The following is an 18980-nucleotide window of genomic DNA, read 5'->3' as shown; positions in this document are numbered from 1 at the left end:
ACAAGAGGCGATTTTCGGGCGGACGCTCCGGCGGCGTCCCATACGGCGCTCCTGCGGCCCTCATGTGACGCCCGCCCCCCGACAAATCGGGTTCGTCCGCAAATCTCTGTCGCCCGCCCGGCCGAAGGGGCTATAACCGACGCCCTGGCATTGCTTTCGCGTGTGTGTGTCCTCATGCCCCTTCGGATCGAGACCTTTTCCAACGTCACCGGCGGCTCCAGCTTCTTCAAGGCGGTGGGCCACCCGCTGGCGGCGCCCAAGGCCGCGATCCTGATCGCGCGGCTGGCCTCCTTCGGACCGGTGGCGGTCTATGACCCGCTGGGCCTGCTGTCGGGGCTGGCGGAGTTCTATGACCTGTCGTCGATCGACATCGGCGGGATCTATGTCCAGGACGTGGAGCAGGTCGGCCGCGAGGTGTTCGGCCACGCCGCCCGTCCGGTGACCGACCTGCCGTCCAGCGGCGCCCGCACCGTCTTCGTCGTCGCCTTCGATTCCCAGCGGCTGGAAGGCCACATCGCGCATCTGATCCCGAAGCAGGCCGGCGTCGTCTCGCTCGACGCCATGCGCGTGCCGGAAGACATGCTGAACGACCCCGGCCATTACTTGTCGAAGTTCAACTGGGCGACCAACTTCGCCTGGTTCCGCGACGGCGACGGCCACCACACCCGCGTGGTGTCGGCCAATTACTGGCCGCGTTACGGCGCCAAGGGCACCCGGCTGTGGGCCTGCCTGTTCGACGGCGAGGGCCGCCCCATCGCCGATTGGACGGAGCCGATGCCGCCGACCGACGGCACCGTGGTGATCGACAGCCGGCAGGTGCGCGAGCGCTTCAACCTGTCCGACTTCTGCGGCTCGCTGTTCCTGCACGTCATCGGCGCCGCCGGGCATGACGTGGTGAAATACGCCCTCGACACCTATGGCGACGACGACAGCGTGCTGTCCTGCACCCACGACGCCAACGCCTGGCCGGCCGACCTCTATGCCGGCCTGCCCGCCCCGCGCGAGGGCGAACGGGTGACCCTGTGGATCCAGAACAGCCACCCGACGCCGATCCCGGCCGGCGCCGTCGGCCTGAACCTGATGGGCTCGCCCGACATCCGCAGGCTCGACCAGACGGTCCCGGCCTTCGCCACCGTCGAGCTGGACGTCGCCGGCCTGTTCCCCGAGGCACGCTGGCCCCAGCAGTTCGAGGTTCAGGCCGGCAAGCATTTCGTCCGTCCGCGCTACGAGATCGTCGCCGCCGACGGCCGCCGCCGCATGGCCCATGCCAATGTCGAGCGCACCGACCTGAAGCCCGACCCCAAGTTGCCCCAACTGACCGGTGGCGCCATGGACAAGGGCGTCGTCGGCAAGGGCCACATCCTGCCGGCGCCGCTGCTGCCGATGGGCCGCTGGCGCACCATTCTGCTGCCGACGCCGATGAGCACGGCGCAGACCGAGTTGCCGGTGAAGGCCGTCGTCTACGACCGCAACGGCGCCGCGGTGGCCGAACACTGCTTCGGCAACCTCAAGCGGTCCGACAGCGTGGCGCTGGACGTCACCGGGCTGGTCGCCGACAAGGCGGTCGCCGATGGCTGGGGCCATGTCGAGCTGGTCTATGATTTCGAAGCCGGAACGATTGCCGACGGCTGGCTGCACGCGCTGGTCCGTTACGAGGACGTAACGACCGGCCATGTGGCGGAGACCAGCTTCGGCAGCCACATGTTCAACATGGCGATGGTCTACCGCGACGAGCCGCAGAGCTACCATGGCCGTCCGCCCGGCCTGTCGACCCGCCTGTTCCTGCGGCTGGGCACCGACCCGTGGGACACGCTCTGCCACCTCGTCTACCCTGCCTCGACCCGGTGGCATGACACCTCCGACACCAGCCTGATCCTGGTGCGGCGCGACGGCGTCGAAGTGGCGCGCAAGCGGCTGGCGATCCCCTGCGGCGGCTCACGCTTCTGGCGCTATCACGAGATGTTTTCGGAAGCGGAACGGTTGGCGGCTGGCGAGCATGCCTATGTGCTGATTCGCGACACCACCTGCCGCCTGTTCGGCTACCATGGCTGCCTTGCCGCCGGTGACAGCGCCTTCAGCCTCGACCATATGTTTGGCTTCTAGAACCGTTCCAATCGCGAACTCCCTTCTGCCGATCACTGCGGGATCAGACCCATGGCCACCACGCACCACACCAAGGTCCTCATCATCGGCGCCGGCCCGGCCGGCTATACCGCCGCCATCTATGCCGCGCGCGCCAATCTGGAACCGCTGATGGTCCAGGGCATGCAGCCGGGCGGCCAGCTGATGATCACCACCGATGTGGAGAACTACCCCGGCTTCGCCGATCCGATCCAGGGCCCCTGGCTGATGGAGCAGATGCAGAAGCAGGCGGAACATGTCGGCACCAAGATGGTGTTCGACCTGATCACCGACGTCGACTTCACCCAGCGCCCCTTCGTCTGCAAGGGCGACAGCGGCGACACCTACACCGCCGACAGCGTCATCATCGCCACCGGCGCCCAGGCGCGCTGGCTCGGCATCTCGACCGAGGAGATCTACCGCGGTTTCGGCGTGTCAGCCTGCGCCACCTGCGACGGCTTCTTCTTCCGCGGCAAGGAGGTCGCGGTGATCGGCGGCGGCAACTCGGCGGTCGAAGAGGCGCTGTACCTGACCAACCATGCCACCAAGGTGACGGTCATCCACCGCCGCGACAGCTTCCGCGCCGAACGCATCATGCAGGACCGCCTGTTCCGCCACCCGAAGATCGAGGTGGTGTGGGACAGCACGGTGGAGGAGATCGTCGGCGAGGGCGACGGCACCATGGGCAACCCGCGCAACGTCACCGGCGTCCGCGTGAAGAACGTCAAGTCGGGTGACGAGCGCGTGATCCCGGTGACCGGCGTCTTCGTCGCCATCGGCCACGAGCCGGCGACCGGCATCTTCAAGGGCAAGGTGAAGATGGACGAGTCGGGCTACATCATCACCGCCCCCGATTCGACCGCCACCGACATCGCGGGCGTCTTCGCCGCCGGCGACGTGAAGGACAAGGTCTATCGTCAGGCGGTCACCGCCGCCGGCATGGGCTGCATGGCCGCGCTGGAGGCCGAACGCTGGCTCGCCCACCACGAGCCGGCCGCCGGCGCCCATGGCGACCCCAGCCCGGCGGGGACTTGGTGAGCTGAGGGTTTAGCGCAAGCGGCGGATGCCCCCTCCCTAACCCTCCCCCACCGTCGGTGGGAGAGGGAACTCCGCCTCTCATTTGCGAATCGTCACGGCACCTAGCATCCAATCCCCTCTCCCGCGGAACGCGGGGGAGGGATAGGGAGGGGGCAAGCGGCGCATCCACAGCACCCACTTCCCTTTCATACCCCCCTATGCCCTTGACGGGCTTTGCACAAAGCCCCGACTGTGATTCCCTAGCGCCTCCAAATCGCGAGGGAGTCCACTTGCCTACGCTGAAACGCGGCCTGACCCTGCTGGTCACGGTCGCCGCCACCCTGCTGGGCCTGCTGCTGGTCACGTTCCTGATCGGCCGCGTCGTGCCGATCGACCCGGTGTTGTCCGCGCTCGGCGACCGGGCGAACGCCGAAAGCTATGCGCAGATGCGCACGCAGCTCGGCCTCGACCTGCCGCTGTGGCAGCAGTTCCTCCGCTATGTCGGCGATGTGCTGCAGGGCGACCTCGGCACCTCGGTGCTGACCTCCCGCCCGGTGCTGGAGGATGTGCTGCGCGTCTTCCCGGCGACGTTGGAGCTGGCGACGGTCGCCGTCGTGCTCGGCGCCCTGCTGGGTGTGCCGGCCGGCGTGTTCGCCGCCACCCACCGCGGGCGCTGGCCCGACCATGCCATCCGCCTGCTCGGCCTGATCGGCCATTCGGTGCCGATCTTCTGGCTCGGGCTGATGGCGCTGCTGCTGTTCTACGCCAAGCTGGACTGGGTGCCGGGACCGGGGCGGGTCGACGTCTTCTACGAGGGCATGGTCGATCCGGTGACCGGCATCGTCACCGTCGACGCCCTGCTGGCTGGCGAGACCGAGATGTTCTGGAACGCCGTCCAGCATCTGGTTCTGCCGTCGGCCATCCTCGGGCTCTACAGCGTCGCCTACATCGCGCGGATGACGCGCGGCTTCATGCTGGACCAGCTGCGTCAGGAATACATCACCACCGCCCGGGTGAAGGGCCTGTCGGAGACCCGCGTGGTCTGGCGCCATGCGCTGGGCAACATCGCGGTGCCGCTGATCACCGTCATCGCCCTGTCCTATGCCAGCCTGCTGGAAGGGTCGGTGCTGACCGAGACGGTGTTCGCCTGGCCCGGCCTCGGGCTCTACATCACCAATTCGCTGCTCAGCGCCGACATGAACGCGGTGCTGGGCGGGACGCTGGTGGTCGGTGCGGTCTTCATCGCGCTGAACCTGCTGTCCGACCTGCTCTATCGCCTTCTGGATCCGCGTGCCCGATGACCGCGCATACCGACACCCGATCCGCCGGCTGGCGGGACTGGCTGACCACCGACACGCCGCAGTCCCGGGCGCAGGCCCGGCTTGGCCGCGCCTGGGCCGGCTGGACCGCCTTCCGCCGCAACCGGCTGGCCGTCGCCGGGCTGCTGATCGTGCTGGCCCTGGTCGTCGTCGCAGCGCTGGCCCCGGTGCTGGCGCCCTACCATCCCTATGCCCAGAATCTGGACAACCGGCTGATGCCGCCGAGCGCGGCCCATTGGCTGGGCACCGACGCCTTCGGCCGCGACATCCTCTCGCGCCTGATCCACGGCGCGCGGCTGACGCTGATGATCGTGGCGCTGGTGGCGGCGACGGCGCCGCTGGCCGGGCTGGTGATCGGCACGGTCGCCGGCTATTTCGGCGGCTGGGTCGACACCGTCCTGATGCGCATCACCGACATCGCGCTGGCCTTCCCCAAACTGATCCTGGCGCTGGCCTTCGTCGCCGCGCTCGGCCCCGGCATCGAGAATGCGGTGATCGCCATCGCCATCACCTCTTGGCCGCCCTATGCCCGCATCGCGCGGGCGGAGACGCTGACCGTCCGCCGCGCCGACTTCATCAGCGCCGCCCGGCTGCAAGGCGCCTCCAGCCTGCGCATCATCCTCGGCCACATCATGCCGCTGTGCGTCGCCTCGCTGATCGTGCGGACGACGCTGGACATGGCCGGCGTGATCCTGACCGCCGCCGGGCTGGGCTTCCTCGGCCTCGGCGCCCAGCCGCCGCTGCCGGAATGGGGGGCGATGATCGCCAGCGGCCGGCAATATGTGCTGGAGCAATGGTGGGTCGCCGCCATGCCGGGCTTCGCCATCTTCATCGTCAGCCTGGGATTCAACCTGCTGGGCGACGGGCTGCGCGACGTGCTCGACCCGAAGGGGGACTGACAATGACCGATAATACCCCCCTGCTCGAAGTCTCCAACCTCCGCGTCGCCTTCCCCACCCGCACCGGCATGGCCGAGGCGGTGCGCGGCGTCTCCTTCACGCTGGGGCGGGAGAAGCTGGGCATCGTCGGCGAATCGGGATCCGGCAAGTCGATGACCGGCCGCTCCATCCTGCGCCTCGTGCCCCCGCCGGGCCGGGTCACCGCCGACCGGCTGGCCTTCAACGGCGAGGATCTGCTGGCGGCCTCGGCCAAGCGCATGCGCGACATCCGCGGCCGGCGCATCGCCATGGTGATGCAGGACCCGAAATACTCCCTCAACCCGGTGATGACCGTCGGCCACCAGATCGCCGAGGCCTACCGCGTCCACAGCAAGGCCGGCGCCGCCGAGGCCAAGCGCCGCGCGCTGGAGATGCTGGCCGCCGTGCGCATCCGCGATCCGGAGCGGGTCTATGACCGCTATCCGCACGAGGTGTCGGGCGGCATGGGCCAGCGCATCATGATCGCGATGATGCTGATCCCCGACCCCGACCTGCTGATCGCCGACGAGCCGACCTCCGCCCTGGACGTCACCGTGCAGATGCAGGTGCTGGCGATCCTCGACGACCTCTGTTCCCAGCGCGGCATGGGCATGATCTTCGTCAGCCACGACCTGAACCTTGTCGCCTCCTTCTGCGACCGCATCCTCATCATGTATGCCGGCCGGGTGGTGGAGAGCTGCCGCGCGTCGGAGCTGCACGCCGCCCAGCACCCCTACACCCGCGGCCTGCTGGCCAGCCTGCCGAAGATCGACGAGCCGCCGGGCGACCTGCCGGTGCTGAGCCGCGACCCCGCCTGGATGGAGGCGTAAGGACGATGATGATCGACATCCAGGACCTGCGGGTCAGTTTCGGCGACGGCGCCGATGCCGTCACCGCGGTGGACGGCGTCACCCTGTCGGTGCGGGAGGGGGAAAGCTTCGGCCTCGTCGGCGAGTCGGGCTCCGGCAAGTCGACCGTCCTGCGCGCGGTCAGCGGCCTGAACGACGACTGGACCGGCCGCATCGCCGTCGCCGGCACGGAGCAGGGACCGAAACGGCAAAAGGGCTTCTACAAGCTCTGCCAGATGGTGTTCCAGGACCCCTACGGCTCGCTGCACCCGCGCCACACGGTGGACCGCATCCTGGCCGAGCCGATCGCCATCCACGGGCTGGGCGACGCCGACGCCCGCATCGACCGGGTGCTGCGCGACGTCGGTCTCGGCCCGGCCTTCCGCTTCCGCTACCCGCACCAGCTGTCGGGCGGCCAGCGCCAGCGCGTTGCCATCGCCCGCGCCCTGGTGCTGGAGCCGCGCGTCCTATTGCTGGACGAGCCGACCTCGGCGCTCGACGTGTCGGTCCAGGCGGAAATCCTGAACCTGCTGCGCCGGCTGCGGGCGGAGCACGGCCTGACCCTGGTGCTGGTCACCCACAACCTCGCCGTCGTCGCTAATCTGTGCGACCGGTTGGCCGTGATGAACCGCGGCCGGCTGGTCGAGGAGATGAGCGTCGAGGAGTTGCGCCGGGGTGCCGCGCGTGAGCCCTACACGCTGCAACTCCTGCGCGCCAGCCTGGGCTACGACCGCGCGACGGCGGAAAGCTTCCGGGATTATGCGTGAGGGAGTTGGGTGCCGTTTTGCCGTCACTCGGCTGCCAGAACCTGGGCGACCATGTCCGGTTCCTTTTCGATGACACGCAGATAGGACGCGACGGCGGCGTCCGGCTCCCGCCGCCCTTGCTCCCATTCCTGGAGCGTGCGTAGCGGAATGCCGAAACGCTCGGCGAACGCCTCCTGCGACAGGCCGGTCGAACGGCGAACCCGCTTCGCCAAGGGCGGATGCCGCATGGCGGCGAGTTGCTGATCGGTGAAGCTATCGTGGTCGCTCATCGGAATCACCATGGGGCTAGGATGCCGTTGCTCAGAAGTTGGCTGTGAAATAGTAAGCCGCCTCGCGTTTGTCGGCCTCCCGCACGGAAATGAACCTTATCCCCTCCGCACGCTCAGTGTAGGTGACTGCGTAGATCCTGCCATTGACCATGCCCAGCGCGTTGAAGCGCTCCTCGCCATAATCCATGGACAGATCGGGCGCTTCGATCAGATTGCGGTCGCGAAGGACCTCGGCCCCAAAGGACAGGTCCAAGCCGTGCTTGCGGCGGTTGAGCAGGTTCTTAACGGGATCGAATGGCTCACCCGTGGAAAGTCATTCTACGTCATTGACGGAGTTCATGCCAGAGGCATGTCAGCTCACCCCAGCCGCACCACGCACAGCTTGTCCTCAGCACCCTTGGCGGCGGCCTTATGGTCGGCGATGGCGGCGTTGACGGCGTCGGGGGTCAGATGGCCGCAGCCGGGCGGGATCACCACGGCCACCCCGCTGGCCGCCAGCAAGGGGAAGCGCCGCAGCGCCCCATAGCGGTCTTTCGCCAAAAACCCGCCGCTGACCCGCGTTTCGGCGTCGTACAGGCTCTCGGCATCCGAACGGAACAGGGCCAGCAGTTCCACCAGCCGGGCCAGCACCTCGCCCTCCTCGCCGCCGCTGACGCCCAGGAAGAAGTCGTCGCCGCCGATATGACCGGCGAAGGCGTCGGCAGTCCTGGCGGCCGTCCCGGCGCTGCCGGCCCAGGCCTTCAGCCGCTCGCTGAACATCAGGATGGCGCGGTCGCCCTGGCGGAAGCCGAAATTGTCGTTGAAGGGTTTGAAGTTGTCGAAATCCAGATAGGCCAGCACATGGCCGCGCCCCGCATCGGCCAGCGCACCTTCGATGTGGCGCAGGATCGCCGCGTTGCCCGGCAGCCGGGTCAGCGGGTTCTGGTCGGTCGCCATCGCCAGATTGCGCTCATGCACCAGCCGCAGCAGGGCACCGCTCGACAGCACGCCGGCATAGGCGCCGCCCTCGACGATCACGATCCCGTCGGCGGCGGATTCGGTGGAGAAGGCCTCGATCACCCGGTCCAGCGGGGTGGAGATGTCGCAGACGGGGGAGCGGATGACCAGATCGTCCAGCCGGTCGCCCAGGCCGCGGTTGCGCAGCAACTCCCCGCCGAAGCGCGAATAGACGTAACGCTTCAGGTCGCGCTCGCGGATCAGGCCGAGCGGCCGGTCATGCTCGTCGGAGATCGGTGCGATGGGGGCGCTGCCGTCGCGGCGGAAATAGTCCAGCAGTTCGGTCTTGCGCGACTCCACCCGCAACGGCGGCAGCCGTTCGATCACCTCCGACAGGCGGCGGTGCGACTCGCTGGGCTGGCGGCGGTCCTGGCGATTGAGATCCTCGACCATCGCGTAGCGGTTGGGCAGCCCGGTCAGATCCACCCGCGGCCGGGCGATCAGGAAGCCCTGTGCGAAGTCGCAGCCCAAATCGCGACAGGTGTAGAACTCGGTCGCGGTCTCCACCCCCTCCGCCACGATCTGGATGCCCAACGCATGGGCGTGGCCGGCCAGCGCCGCCACCAGCGCCCGCTTGCGCGAGTCCGCATCGATGCCGGCGATGAAGAAGCGGTCGATCTTCACATAGTCCGGCCGAGCCTCGTACAGCGTGCGCAGGCCGGAATGGCCGACGCCGAAATCGTCGATGGCGATGCCGACGCCGCTCTGGCGGTAGCGGTCCACCGCCGCATCCACCGCGACGCCGCTGGGCACCGGCCGGCTTTCCGACAGCTCCAGCACGATGCCGCTGTTGCGCGATGCTGCCGGATCACGGGCGAGCCAGGGCGAGTCGGGCCGGCCGATCAGCCGGGCGTCCAGGTTCAGGAACAGCTTCGCCTCGCTCCACCCCGACAGCGCGCGATAGGCGGCGACCGCCTTGGCATGCAGCGCCGTCTCCACCGTGGCCAGCAGGCCGGCGGCCTCGGCGGCGTCCAGCAACTCGCCCGCATTGGCGAAGCCGGTGCGCTCGAACCCGCGCAGCAGCGCCTCATAGCCATGGCAGCGGCCGGACCGCAGCTGGACGATCGGTTGGAAGGCATAGCGCAAGAGCCCGACCGCCGATGCCCAATCGAACGCCGCGGCGGCACCCTCGGCGGAGCGGACGGCGGTCCAGTTCGCGCCATAGGCCCCGGCGGCATCGATTGCCGTCCGCCCGGTTTTGGCCCCGGCTATAGTCGTGGTCAGCACAGTCATCGCTCGGTCCGCCAGCGCCGATCCGGCATGAGATCAGCATCCGCTTGTAACAGAGCTTGTTTGCGGTTTCATGACCGCAGCGTCACGGTGTTGCGCAACGCGCCCTCCCGCCGCAGACGCGGAGGAACGGGCAGGATCTGAATTTCGGTTGATCACGGGCCGGCCACGCACACGGTGCGGTGGAATGCGCATTGCCCGCACCACCATGCATCGCTATGCATGCAATTGTGGGAACCGGGCGGCGGAATGGCCACCGCCCGCGTCCCACCTACCTGGGAGCACAGAGTGGAAAAAGCACTCGTCCTCCTGGTCCTGGTGCTTCAACTGCTCAAGGCAATCCTTGACCTGCTGAAGTAACCGGACCGGACGGGGGGTGCGGTGCCAGCCGCACCCTCCTGTCCGCAACAATATGGGCAAAATCGCTCTCCACCGCAAGACCCGCCCCACCACCGGAGCGCTCATCCGGGCCGTTACCACTCAATCGGGCGGAGAGTGGCTCCCCGTCCGCGGCCCAGCTGTCCCGAATCGAATCCTCGTATCGCCGCGCCCGCCTGCGCTATAGGAAGGCCCCGCCATTTATGGAGGCGGTCCGGGTGAGTGGGAGGCGAGCGGGATGAAGGTCGGCATCGACATGGGGGCGACGAACGCGGGCAGCGCCGCGACGCTCGACCTGGAAGAGCTGCTGGCGACCCGTCTGCTGGTGCAGGGCAATTCCGGCTCGGGCAAGTCGCACCTGCTGCGCCGGCTGATCGAGCAGAGCGCCCAATGGGTGCAGCAGGCGGTGATCGACCCGGAGGGCGACTTCGTCACGCTGGCCGAACGCTTCGGGCATGTGGTGGTCGAGGCCGACGAGCACAGCGAGGCGGCCCTGCAATCGGTCGCCGCCCGCGTTCGCCAGCACCGCGTCTCCGTCGTCCTGAACCTGGAAGGGCTGGACGCGGAAATGCAGATGCGCCACGCCGCCGCCTTCCTGGGCGGGCTGTTCGATGCCGACCGCGATTTCTGGTATCCGATGCTGGTGGTGGTGGACGAGGCGCAGCTGTTCGCCCCCTCGGCCGCCGGCGAGGTGTCGGACGAGGCGCGCAAGGTCTCGCTCGGCGCCATGACCAACCTGATGTGCCGCGGGCGCAAGCGCGGGCTGGCCGGGGTGATCGCCACCCAGCGTCTGGCGAAGTTGGCGAAGAACGTCGCCGCCGAGGCGTCGAACTTCCTGATGGGCCGCACCTTCCTCGACATCGACATGGCGCGCGCCGCCGACCTGCTGGGCATGGAGCGCCGGCAGGCGGAGATGTTCCGCGACCTGGAGCGCGGCCATTTCATCGCGCTCGGCCCCGCTTTGTCGCGCCGGCCGCTGCCGTTGCGCATCGGCGCGGTGGAGACCCAGGGCCGCACCGGCAGCCCGACCCTGATGCCGCCGCCCACCACCCCGGTCGAGGACGCCCGCGACCTGATCTTCACCACCACCGAGCCGGAGCCGCCGCGCTACGTCCGCCGCCCCTCGACCTCGGCCAGCGCCGACCTGATGGCGCAGCTGGCGCGCGTCCGTCCCGCCGCCCCGCCGCCGTCAACCGACGAAAGCGCCGCCGAACAGCCGGCCCTGCTGCCGCTGGAGCCGGAGGAAACGCCTGAGCAGGCCGCCGAGCGCGAGGCCGGTTATGACGAGGTGCTAGCCGAGGTTCTGGCCGATCCGGAAGCGCCCTACCGCTCGCTGGCCGTGCTGTACCAGGATTTTCTGGTGCGCTGCCGGGGCCGCGGGGTGGATGGCGACCGGCTGGCCCTGCCCGCCTTCCGTCGCCGTCTGGCGACCGCCCGCGCCGGGGCCGGCAGCGGCGACGATCCCGCCTGGCAGCGCGCGACGGAGGTCGCCGCCACCCTGGCGGAGGACATCCAGCCGGTCTTCCTGCTGCTGGCCCGCGCCGCGCTGGACCACGCCCCCTGCCCGTCCGACGCCGATGTGGCGCGCGCCTGCGGCAGCCGGTCGAAGGGACGCGGCCGCCGCCTGCTGACCTACATGGAACAGCGCGGCTTCATCACCAGCCGCAGCGGCCTGGGCAACACCCGCGCCATCACCCTGCCGGCACTGGGCTGGGAAACCGCGCTCGGCGACCCCAACGCCGACGACGCGGCCAACGCCCCCGACGAGGGCGGGCTGTTCGCGGCGGGGTGATCCGCCTCAGCTCCCCGCCGTCGGTGCGCTCACCGGCTTGCCGGTCTGGCTCCAGCTGGTGACGAAGTCGTTGACGCCGGGCACCGCCATCATGTGCGAGTCCTTGACGTAGACGAAGCGCTTCGGCCCGAAATCATACTCGGTCAGCGTGATGCCGGCGGCGCGGCAGCGCTTGTATTCGGCGGCGCTGATCGGACGGTCGGAGGCCACCATATCGGGGTGGTCCAGCCCGACCCCGGCGCAGAAGGCGCGGAAGCCGGCGGCGGTGCCGCGGGCGTCGAGATGCGGCTTGGTGTCGGGACCGCCGTTATATTTGGCCGCCGCCTGATCGACGGTGCCGCGCAGGGCCGGACTGCCGACGATCCAGATGCCGCGGGCTTCCGGCGGCGGCTTGGGCACGGCCGGCGGCGGCAGGGCGGCGGTCTGTTGCTGCGGCGGCATGGAACCCGGCATTTGACAACCGGCGAGCAGAGCGGCAGCGGCAAGCGCAAAGACCAAGCTGCCGGCCAGCGCGGAAAAACGGATCATCGGGCGTCTCTCTCCTCAAGCAACGTCAGGCATGCGGGCGGCAAGGCCCGGGGGCTGACAATGAGGACGCTCCCGCCCGGCTTCAACGGCCCGGCCGCCGCTTGTCCCACAGGCCGCCCGGATGCGCCGCTCGCCATCCATGAGTGATCGCGATAGGATGAGCCCCACCAATGACCATCCGGAATGCATCCTCATGTCCCTGCCCGACTTGGAGATCGACGCTCTGCGCGCCTTCGTCACCGTGGCGGAGGCCGGCGGTTTCACCGCGGCGGCCGAACGGCTGGGCCGGACGCAGTCGGCGATCAGCGTCAAGGTCAAGAAACTGGAGGATCTTCTCGGCCGTCGGGTGTTCGAGCGCACCAGCCGGTCGCTGGCGCTGACCCATGACGGCGAACTGCTGATGGGCTATGCCCGTCGCATGCTGGACCTGAACGACGAGACGGTGCGCCGCTTCACCGAACCGGCGGCGGAGGGCGAGCTGCGGCTGGGCGTCGCCGAATATTTCCTGTCCGACCACCTGCCCCATGTGCTGCGCCGCTTCGCCAAGCTGCACCCACGCCTGCACATCGACGTGCGGGTGGGCATGTGCAGCGATCTGGTCTCGGCGCTGGATGGGGGCGATCTCGACCTCGTGATCTCGCGCCGCGATGCCGGCGACGGCCGCGGCCGCGCCATCTGGACCGAGCCGATGCGCTGGATCGCCGCCCCCGGTCTGGAAATCCCGGCCGATGGCCCCCTGCCCTTCTGCGCCCTGCCGGCGCCCTGCGTCTTCCGCAACCGCGGACTGGCGGCGCTGGGCGAGACCGGCCGGTCCTGGCGGGTGGTCTACACCAGCGCCAGCGTCATGGGGGTACAGGCCGCCGTCCGCGCCGGGCTGGGGGTGGCGGTGCTCAGCGAATCCTCGGTGCCCGACGGTGTGCGCCGGCTGGGGGTGGAGGACGGCCTGCCCGAGTTGGGCAATGTCGAAATGGCGATCTTCGGCGAGACGCCGCGCAACCGCCGCCTCGCCGAACCGCTGGTCGGCTTCATCGTGGAGAGCTTGGCGGCGATGCGCCCGGCCCGCCCGCCGCTCGCCCTGGCGGGGTAAAGCGGCGGGGGAGCGGACGGCTCGGATCAGAAACCTTCCAGCACGACCTTGCCGCGCGCCTTGCCCGATTCGATCAGGGCATGGGCCTTGCGCAGGGTGGCGGCGTCGATGCGGCCCAGCGTCTCCGTCAACGTCGTGCGCAGGGTTCCGGCATCGACCAATCGCGACACCTCGGTCAGCAGCTCGTGCTGGGCGATCATGTCGGCGGTCTGGAACAGCGACCGGGTGAACATCAGCTCCCAATGGAGCGAGACGCTCTTGCGCTTCAGCAGGCGGACGTCGATCGGTTCCGGATCGTCGATCAGGCCGATATGGCCCTGCGGCGCCACCAGCTCGACCAGATCCTGGAAATGGCGGTCGGTCGCGTTGGTGGAGAAGACGAAATCGACGCCGGACAGCCCCAGCGCCTTCACCTGCTCCGCCATCGGCCGGCTGTGGTCGATCACGTCGTGGGCGCCCAGCTCGCGCACCCAGTCGGCGGTCTCCGGACGGGACGCGGTGGCCAGCACCCGGACCTTGCTCAGCCGGCGGGCCAGTTGGATGGCGATGGAGCCGACGCCGCCGGCCCCGCCGACGATCAGCAGCGACTTGCCCTCTCCATTATTTTTCTCACTGGCATCACGCGGCAGGCCCAGCCGGTCGAACAGCATCTCCCAGGCGGTGATGGCGGTCAGCGGCAGGGCGGCGGCCTCGGCGACGCTCAGGCTGGCCGGGCGGGCGCCGACGATGCGCTCGTCGACCAGATGATATTCGCTGTTGGTGCCGGGACGGTCGATGGCGCCGGCATAGAACACCGCGTCGCCGGGACGGAACAGGGTCACGTCCGCCCCGACCGCCTCGACGATGCCGGCGGCATCGAAGCCGAGGACGCGCAGGTCACCCTCGGCCGGCGAGGCATTGCGGCGCAGCTTGGTGTCCACCGGGTTGACCGACACCGCCTCCACCCGGACCAGCAGGTCGCGGCCGGTGGCGGCCGGGCGGTCGATCTCGACGTCGATCAGCGCGTCGGCATCGGTGATGGGCTGGGACTTGCGGTAGCCGATGGCTTTCATGATGGCCTCGTCTTCATGCAGTGGAGGAAGTCGAGACACAGGATGACGGCGCCAATCGGATATGTGAAATTCATAGTTCTTGTTTCATCCATCAGAAACCGCGATGGACGATCCGCCGCCGCACCTGCTCCGGACAGGGTGACGCCAAAGAGGTATGGAATAGCCGGCTGGGTTGGGCTGTTTGTACCGATGACCGCTTTCTTCACCGATCCCGGTCCCCGCAAGACAGGAAGCAAGGCCATGAGCACCGTCCGTCCCACCATTCTGCCGAAGATGCTGACCGCCCTGCTTCTGGCCGCGGGTGCCGCCGCGTTGTCCGGCTGTGTCGCCTACGATGGCTACGATCCCTATTATTATCCCACCTACAGCGAGCCGGTGGTGGTGCCGCCGCCCACCGTCTATGCGGTGCCGCCGCCGGTCATCGTGCAGCCCGGTTACCGCTACCGCTCGTGGGATGACGATCACGGCCGGAGGGATCGCGGCCGGGGGGGTCGCGATTGGGGCGATCGTGGCTGGCACCAGCGGGAGCGGGACCACAACGGCGACCCGCATGCCTGGGAACGCCCCGGCGGCCCGCATGGCTGGAGCCGATAAGCCTCGTCAGGCGACCGACGCCGACACCTGATCAGCGCGGTTGCGCAGCACCAGGATGGTGTGGTCGTCGTCGCACACCGCGCCGTCGCGCAGCAGGACCAGCGCCGCCAGCGTCGGGTCGACCGTGCGCAGGTCACGGCGGATGAACAGGGCGGGCAGCCGGGCGCATCCGCCGGTGTAGAGCACGACATGGTCGCCCGGTCCCCACAGCAGATGGACGGCGGCCGGGGCCAGCGGGTTGAAGCCGATCATCGCCCAGCGCGCGCCGAGCGCCGTCAGCTCCTGCGGGCGCACCACCGCCCCGGCCACGGTGCCGAGCGCGGTATAGTCGACGGCCTTGGCGTCGAATCGCAGAACCGCGACGGCGGCCCGTCCGATCTGCACCAGGGTCTTGTCCTCGGAAAGCCCCAGTTCGAGCCGCCCCCTCAAATCGCGCCGGATCGCATTGACCACCATGGGCGCCGGCAGGCCGGGCACCGTGGCGGCAACCACCGTCTCCACCTGCCGGATCACCGCGGGCGTCATCACCGTGGGGGGATAGGGAGGAGGACCATAGACCTCACCTCCCCCGGCATCGGACCCGGCTCCGGCAGCCACGCCTGCTTTGCCGCCGGCCACCGTGTCGCCGTCGATCATCAGCGCGATGCCGCAGGGGCCGTACTCGCCGCGGGCGGGCGCGCAGCCGACGAACCAATGGTCGATGAAAGGGCCGCCCCGCGCGGCCTCGCCCCCGCTCCGCTCGACCATGACGGCCCCGGTCTGCACCATGACATCGGCGGTCGGCGCGTCGTCCGCCCCGGGCCGCAGCACGCGGGCCAGCAGCGCCGAGCCGATGCCCGGCGTCACATGGATGTGGAAGCGGTCGGCCTGCGCCCGAACCGTTTCCAGCGCGATGCCGCCCCCGGCAAGCGAATCAGGCGCCGGCAGTTCGGCGGTGGCGGGATCGCGGTCGTAGGCCAGGCATTCGACACCGGCGCCCGACCGCATCCGCGCGATCAGCAGCGTCCCGTCCGTCCGGCCCAGCGCATGCTCGGCCAGCGCGGCCACCAGCCGGTCCAGCCGGGCCGCCTCGTCGGCCGCCAGAACGCCCTCGGCCCGCTCCGCCGCGATCCGACGCGCCGTGGCGATGTCGTCGGGCGACGCCACGGTGATGCGACGGTGACCATGATCGGGGAACATAGGACCGCTCCTGTCGGCGTTCTGGTTGCTCATCGCCAGAACATTACAATCCTCTTGTGGTCAAGCCCACGTAAAGGACACGTCTCGTCTCATTTTTCGCCCGGCCGGAGCCCGACGAAGCGCAACTTCCAGGATTCCGCCTCGTGCCCTGCGTCAGGATGCTGCCACTTCCATCAGGGCCGGCTGGGCCGGCTGGCGGACGGGAAGCCCATGGAGCAGGTCGCGCCCGCGCAGCATCTCCGCCGCCTCCCACAGGCGGCCCAGCCCGACGATGGACCGGCAGCCGGTCTTTTCCATGATGCGGGCGCGGTGGACCTCCACCGTCTTGATGCTGATGCCCAGTTCCCAGGCGATGGTCTTGCTCTGCTTGCCCTCGACGATCAGTTCCAGAACCTCCGACTCGCGGCGGCTCAGCAGGGCCAGCCGGCGGACGGCGTCGCGGCTGCGGTCGCGCTGCTGGGCCTGGGGATTGCCGGAGGCGAGACAGGCGCGCAGCCGCTCCAGGAAGGCCGGGATGGCGAAGGGATGGGCAATGCAGTCCATGGCGCCTGCCTTCATCGCGGCGACGGCGGCGTCGACGTCGCCCTGCTCGGTCACCACCAGCACCGGCAGGTCATGCCCGTGCAGCGAGGCCTCGGACATGAATTCGATGGCGGTCATGTCCGGCAGGTCGCTGCGCAGGACGATGCAGGAGGACGCGGTGCCCAGCACGGCCAGCGCGTCGGCGGCGGTGCTGTGGACCCGGCAGGCGATGCCGACGGCGCCCAGCGCCCGCGAGAGCGTGCTGCGCGACAGCAGGTCGCCGTCGACGATATGAACCAGGCAGGCGGCTTGCTGGTAAGCGGGCGCGGACATTTGCAGGGGCATCTTGGGACCTCCACCACATCGGACCGGCGAACAGCGCCGGCTCCACATGACGATCGATCCGACACCGAACCGCCGCCATGACCCGCATTTTAGCGGTCGTCCCTTATTGACCGCCGCAGGCGCGAGGGATAGTGGGGGTGTCTAAAAGGATATCGGGGATATTATACGGGCGAACACCCGAACAAGAAGCCCAATCAAGACGCTATCCCGCGGCGCGGGAAAAAACCGGATGGCGAACTTCGCAAGTATATTCGCAAGTTCTTCTCCTGGGCCGATTACCAGCCCGTGGAAAACGCCCTCCCAACTTTGTCCCACGCGAAACAATCAGTTCCGAGTTTTTATTTCGCCAACGCAGTCAGAAAATTTCTCTTTAGCGGTAACTTTATTACCGAGCCGGCCCCGGTTCCCGCCCCCGCTCAGACCCGGCGACGGGTCGCCAGGACGATGCCGGCGGCGATCAGCGCGATGCCGACCCCGTGATACAGATGCGGCTGCTCGCCCAGGAACAGGATGGCCAGCAGGCTGCCGAAAACCGGCACCAGATGGATGGCGAGACCGGCGGTGTTGGGGCCGAGCAGTTCCACCGCCCGGTTGAAGCACAGATAGGCGGCGATGGACGGGAACAGCACGGTATAGCCGACCGCCAGCAACGTGATGCCGCTGGCCTGCACCGGATGGCCGCTGACGCTCTCCCAGATGTAGAAGGGCAGCAGTTCCACCGCGCCGATGGCGAAGGTGACGACGACGAAGCTCAGGCCATGGATCGCCGGCCGGCGGCGCAGCAGCGTGGTATAGGCGGCATAGATCACCACCGCTGCCAGCATCCAGACGTCGCCGGCATTCAGCTCCAGCCCCAGCAGGGTCGCCGGATCGCCGTGCGAGATCAGCGTCGTCGCGCCGACCAGGGACACGGCGATTCCCACCCCCTGCATCGCCCCGATCCGGTCGCGGAACAGGACGAGGCTCATCAGCACGATCATCACCGGCATCGACGACTGCAGCATCACGCAGTTCAGCGCGGTCGTCGTGTTCAGCGCGATGTATTGGAAAGTGTTGTAGATGCCGATGCCCAGCGTGCCCAGCAGCAGGACGCTCTTCCACCGCGCCAGGATCGGCGTGATGTCGTGGCGCAGATGCGGCCAGGCGAAGGGCAGCACCACCAGCATGCCCAGGCACCAGCGCCAGAAGGCCAGCCCGATGGGCGGCACCGCCCCGGCGACCGCGCGCCCCAGGACCGCGTTGCCGGCCCAGAACAGGGGAGGCAGCATCATCAGCAGCCAGGCCTGATCGGCCAGACGGGAACCTTTGGCGGAGACGACGCGGTCGGCGGGCATCGGGCTGTCCGTGCGTTAGATCGGATTGCGTAAAATCGGCATCGATTTGAAGCGTGAATCCGATCGCCAAACATAAGGCTGGAGCTTCCTGCGTTTCATACTGAACGCAGGAAGCTCTAGCTGCGGCGGCGGGGCGAGGCGAAGACGCTGGACGCGGACAGGGCGCCGGCGCGGTCGCTGCTGTCTTCGGCGCGGAAGACGCTGGGGCGGGATTCGCGGCGGGGATGGCGCGGGGCGTCTTCACGGCCCTCACCACCACGACCCTCGCGGCCTTCGCGGCCCTCACGACCTTCGCGGGGCGGCTTGGCGGGCTGGCGCAGTTCGGCGTCGAGTTCGGCGATGCGCTTGACCAACGCGTCACGGATGGCGGGGGCCGCGTGGGCTTTCAGCGTCGCCAGCTGCTCCTTGAGCTGAACCAGCTGGCGCTGCTTCTGCTCGCGGGTGCGCTTGATGGCGACGTTGTCGGAATGCTGGCCCTCGAAGGAGCGCATGGAACAGGCCCTCGTTAAAATATACGGAAGTCAGGAGGCCGGCGCCCCACGCTGGGGCACCCGGCAAGAGAGGGGCGGATTATTGGGAGGCGACCGCGGCAAAGCAAGGCGGAGTTCGCCTTGACATTTCTAGGTTGGGGCTTTTCGCGACGGCCGCGAATGGGCGCGACCTGCTCCCCCGCATCACTCCGGGC

The 18980-nt window shown here is 68.8% G+C and carries 17 protein-coding genes and 1 pseudogene; 9 read left to right on the top strand and 9 right to left on the bottom strand.

Features of this window, described 5'->3' with window-relative positions:
- Window positions 1–174: 174 nt before the first annotated feature.
- The 6 genes from M5E06_RS00755 (at window position 175) to M5E06_RS00730 (ending at window position 6989) form a co-directional block, all read left to right on the top strand.
- Entirely contained in the window at window positions 175–2103 is a 1929-nt protein-coding gene (locus M5E06_RS00755) for a hypothetical protein (protein ID WP_252136811.1), read from the top strand.
- 51 nt (window positions 2104–2154) lie between these two features.
- Window positions 2155–3159 (top strand): thioredoxin-disulfide reductase, encoded by a 1005-nt coding sequence (gene trxB, locus M5E06_RS00750; RefSeq protein WP_252136810.1) that lies wholly within the window; start codon window positions 2155–2157, stop codon window positions 3157–3159.
- Between the two features lie 269 nt (window positions 3160–3428).
- Window positions 3429–4439, top strand: a complete 1011-nt coding sequence (locus M5E06_RS00745) for an ABC transporter permease (RefSeq protein WP_252136809.1) — start codon at window positions 3429–3431, stop codon at window positions 4437–4439.
- On the top strand, window positions 4436–5356 hold the full coding sequence (nikC, locus tag M5E06_RS00740; protein WP_252136808.1) for a nickel transporter permease: 921 nt from the start codon (window positions 4436–4438) through the stop codon (window positions 5354–5356). The genes M5E06_RS00745 and nikC overlap by 4 nt, the downstream gene beginning before the upstream one ends.
- Before the next feature lie 2 nt (window positions 5357–5358).
- On the top strand, window positions 5359–6204 hold the full coding sequence (locus tag M5E06_RS00735; protein WP_252136807.1) for an ABC transporter ATP-binding protein: 846 nt from the start codon (window positions 5359–5361) through the stop codon (window positions 6202–6204).
- A 5-nt stretch (window positions 6205–6209) separates the two neighbouring features.
- Complete coding sequence (locus M5E06_RS00730) at window positions 6210–6989, top strand: ABC transporter ATP-binding protein (RefSeq protein WP_252136806.1); 780 nt, start codon at window positions 6210–6212, stop codon at window positions 6987–6989.
- A gap of 23 nt (window positions 6990–7012) precedes the next feature.
- Here the strand turns inward: M5E06_RS00730 and M5E06_RS00725 are convergent, their stop codons facing one another.
- The 3 genes and pseudogenes from M5E06_RS00725 to M5E06_RS00715 form a co-directional block, all read right to left on the bottom strand.
- Complete coding sequence (locus M5E06_RS00725) at window positions 7013–7258, bottom strand: helix-turn-helix domain-containing protein (protein ID WP_252136805.1); 246 nt, start codon at window positions 7256–7258, stop codon at window positions 7013–7015.
- Window positions 7259–7289: 31 nt separating this feature from the next.
- Window positions 7290–7541: pseudogene (locus tag M5E06_RS00720) on the bottom strand (BrnT family toxin); the annotation flags it as partial.
- Window positions 7542–7615: 74 nt separating this feature from the next.
- Window positions 7616–9487 (bottom strand): GGDEF domain-containing protein, encoded by a 1872-nt coding sequence (locus tag M5E06_RS00715; protein ID WP_252136803.1) that lies wholly within the window; start codon window positions 9485–9487, stop codon window positions 7616–7618.
- Window positions 9488–10100: 613 nt separating this feature from the next.
- Here M5E06_RS00715 and M5E06_RS00710 point away from each other — a divergent pair.
- The gene (locus M5E06_RS00710) at window positions 10101–11654 is read left to right on the top strand and encodes a helicase HerA domain-containing protein (RefSeq protein WP_252136802.1); all 1554 of its coding nucleotides are present in this window, start codon (window positions 10101–10103) and stop codon (window positions 11652–11654) included.
- 6 nt (window positions 11655–11660) lie between these two features.
- Here M5E06_RS00710 and M5E06_RS00705 read toward each other — a convergent pair whose 3' ends face one another.
- On the bottom strand, window positions 11661–12182 hold the full coding sequence (locus tag M5E06_RS00705) for a substrate-binding domain-containing protein (protein ID WP_252136801.1): 522 nt from the start codon (window positions 12180–12182) through the stop codon (window positions 11661–11663).
- Between the two features lie 193 nt (window positions 12183–12375).
- On the opposite strand from M5E06_RS00705, the gene M5E06_RS00700 reads away from it, so the two are divergent.
- Window positions 12376–13269, top strand: a complete 894-nt coding sequence (locus tag M5E06_RS00700; protein WP_252136800.1) for a LysR substrate-binding domain-containing protein — start codon at window positions 12376–12378, stop codon at window positions 13267–13269.
- A gap of 26 nt (window positions 13270–13295) precedes the next feature.
- Here the strand turns inward: M5E06_RS00700 and M5E06_RS00695 are convergent, their stop codons facing one another.
- Window positions 13296–14321 carry a zinc-binding alcohol dehydrogenase family protein gene (locus M5E06_RS00695; RefSeq protein WP_252136799.1) on the bottom strand — a complete coding sequence of 342 codons (1026 nt, stop codon included), beginning with the start codon at window positions 14319–14321 and terminating at the stop codon, window positions 13296–13298.
- Between the two features lie 240 nt (window positions 14322–14561).
- On the opposite strand from M5E06_RS00695, the gene M5E06_RS00690 reads away from it, so the two are divergent.
- Window positions 14562–14915 carry a hypothetical protein gene (locus tag M5E06_RS00690; protein WP_252136798.1) on the top strand — a complete coding sequence of 118 codons (354 nt, stop codon included), beginning with the start codon at window positions 14562–14564 and terminating at the stop codon, window positions 14913–14915.
- Between the two features lie 6 nt (window positions 14916–14921).
- On the opposite strand, the gene M5E06_RS00685 is transcribed toward M5E06_RS00690, so the two are convergent.
- From M5E06_RS00685 to M5E06_RS00670, 4 genes are all read right to left on the bottom strand, one after another.
- Window positions 14922–16094 (bottom strand): hypothetical protein, encoded by a 1173-nt coding sequence (locus tag M5E06_RS00685; protein WP_252136797.1) that lies wholly within the window; start codon window positions 16092–16094, stop codon window positions 14922–14924.
- A 153-nt stretch (window positions 16095–16247) separates the two neighbouring features.
- On the bottom strand, window positions 16248–16949 hold the full coding sequence (locus M5E06_RS00680) for a response regulator transcription factor (RefSeq protein ID WP_247870582.1): 702 nt from the start codon (window positions 16947–16949) through the stop codon (window positions 16248–16250).
- Window positions 16950–17377: 428 nt separating this feature from the next.
- Complete coding sequence (locus tag M5E06_RS00675; protein WP_252136796.1) at window positions 17378–18295, bottom strand: DMT family transporter; 918 nt, start codon at window positions 18293–18295, stop codon at window positions 17378–17380.
- 116 nt (window positions 18296–18411) lie between these two features.
- A complete protein-coding gene (locus tag M5E06_RS00670) occupies window positions 18412–18786 on the bottom strand; it encodes a hypothetical protein (RefSeq protein WP_252136795.1) in 375 nt (124 codons plus the stop codon).
- Between the last annotated feature and the right edge of the window lie 194 nt (window positions 18787–18980).

It is taken from the genome of Azospirillum sp. A1-3, from assembly GCF_023806445.1.
In the GTDB taxonomy this organism is placed as follows: Bacteria; Pseudomonadota; Alphaproteobacteria; order Azospirillales; family Azospirillaceae; genus Azospirillum.
The sequence above is the reverse complement of the archived record's forward strand: the minus strand, read 5'-3'. Positions and strand labels throughout refer to the sequence as shown.

Excerpts from the sequence above, each read along its gene's own strand:
- M5E06_RS00685 (WP_252136797.1), bottom strand. The coding sequence starts at position 16,094 with ATGTTCCCCGATCATGGTCACCGTCGCATCACCGTGGCGTCGCCCGAC.
- M5E06_RS00715 (WP_252136803.1), bottom strand. The coding sequence starts at position 9,487 with ATGACTGTGCTGACCACGACTATAGCCGGGGCCAAAACCGGGCGGACG.
- M5E06_RS00700 (WP_252136800.1), top strand. The coding sequence starts at position 12,376 with ATGTCCCTGCCCGACTTGGAGATCGACGCTCTGCGCGCCTTCGTCACC.
- M5E06_RS00710 (WP_252136802.1), top strand. The coding sequence starts at position 10,101 with ATGAAGGTCGGCATCGACATGGGGGCGACGAACGCGGGCAGCGCCGCG.
- M5E06_RS00670 (WP_252136795.1), bottom strand. The coding sequence starts at position 18,786 with ATGCGCTCCTTCGAGGGCCAGCATTCCGACAACGTCGCCATCAAGCGC.
- M5E06_RS00730 (WP_252136806.1), top strand. The coding sequence starts at position 6,210 with ATGATGATCGACATCCAGGACCTGCGGGTCAGTTTCGGCGACGGCGCC.
- M5E06_RS00680 (WP_247870582.1), bottom strand. The coding sequence starts at position 16,949 with ATGTCCGCGCCCGCTTACCAGCAAGCCGCCTGCCTGGTTCATATCGTC.
- M5E06_RS00690 (WP_252136798.1), top strand. The coding sequence starts at position 14,562 with ATGAGCACCGTCCGTCCCACCATTCTGCCGAAGATGCTGACCGCCCTG.
- M5E06_RS00695 (WP_252136799.1), bottom strand. The coding sequence starts at position 14,321 with ATGAAAGCCATCGGCTACCGCAAGTCCCAGCCCATCACCGATGCCGAC.
- nikC (WP_252136808.1), top strand. The coding sequence starts at position 4,436 with ATGACCGCGCATACCGACACCCGATCCGCCGGCTGGCGGGACTGGCTG.
- M5E06_RS00705 (WP_252136801.1), bottom strand. The coding sequence starts at position 12,182 with ATGATCCGTTTTTCCGCGCTGGCCGGCAGCTTGGTCTTTGCGCTTGCC.
- M5E06_RS00675 (WP_252136796.1), bottom strand. The coding sequence starts at position 18,295 with ATGCCCGCCGACCGCGTCGTCTCCGCCAAAGGTTCCCGTCTGGCCGAT.
- M5E06_RS00725 (WP_252136805.1), bottom strand. The coding sequence starts at position 7,258 with ATGAGCGACCACGATAGCTTCACCGATCAGCAACTCGCCGCCATGCGG.
- M5E06_RS00755 (WP_252136811.1), top strand. The coding sequence starts at position 175 with ATGCCCCTTCGGATCGAGACCTTTTCCAACGTCACCGGCGGCTCCAGC.
- trxB (WP_252136810.1), top strand. The coding sequence starts at position 2,155 with ATGGCCACCACGCACCACACCAAGGTCCTCATCATCGGCGCCGGCCCG.
- M5E06_RS00735 (WP_252136807.1), top strand. The coding sequence starts at position 5,359 with ATGACCGATAATACCCCCCTGCTCGAAGTCTCCAACCTCCGCGTCGCC.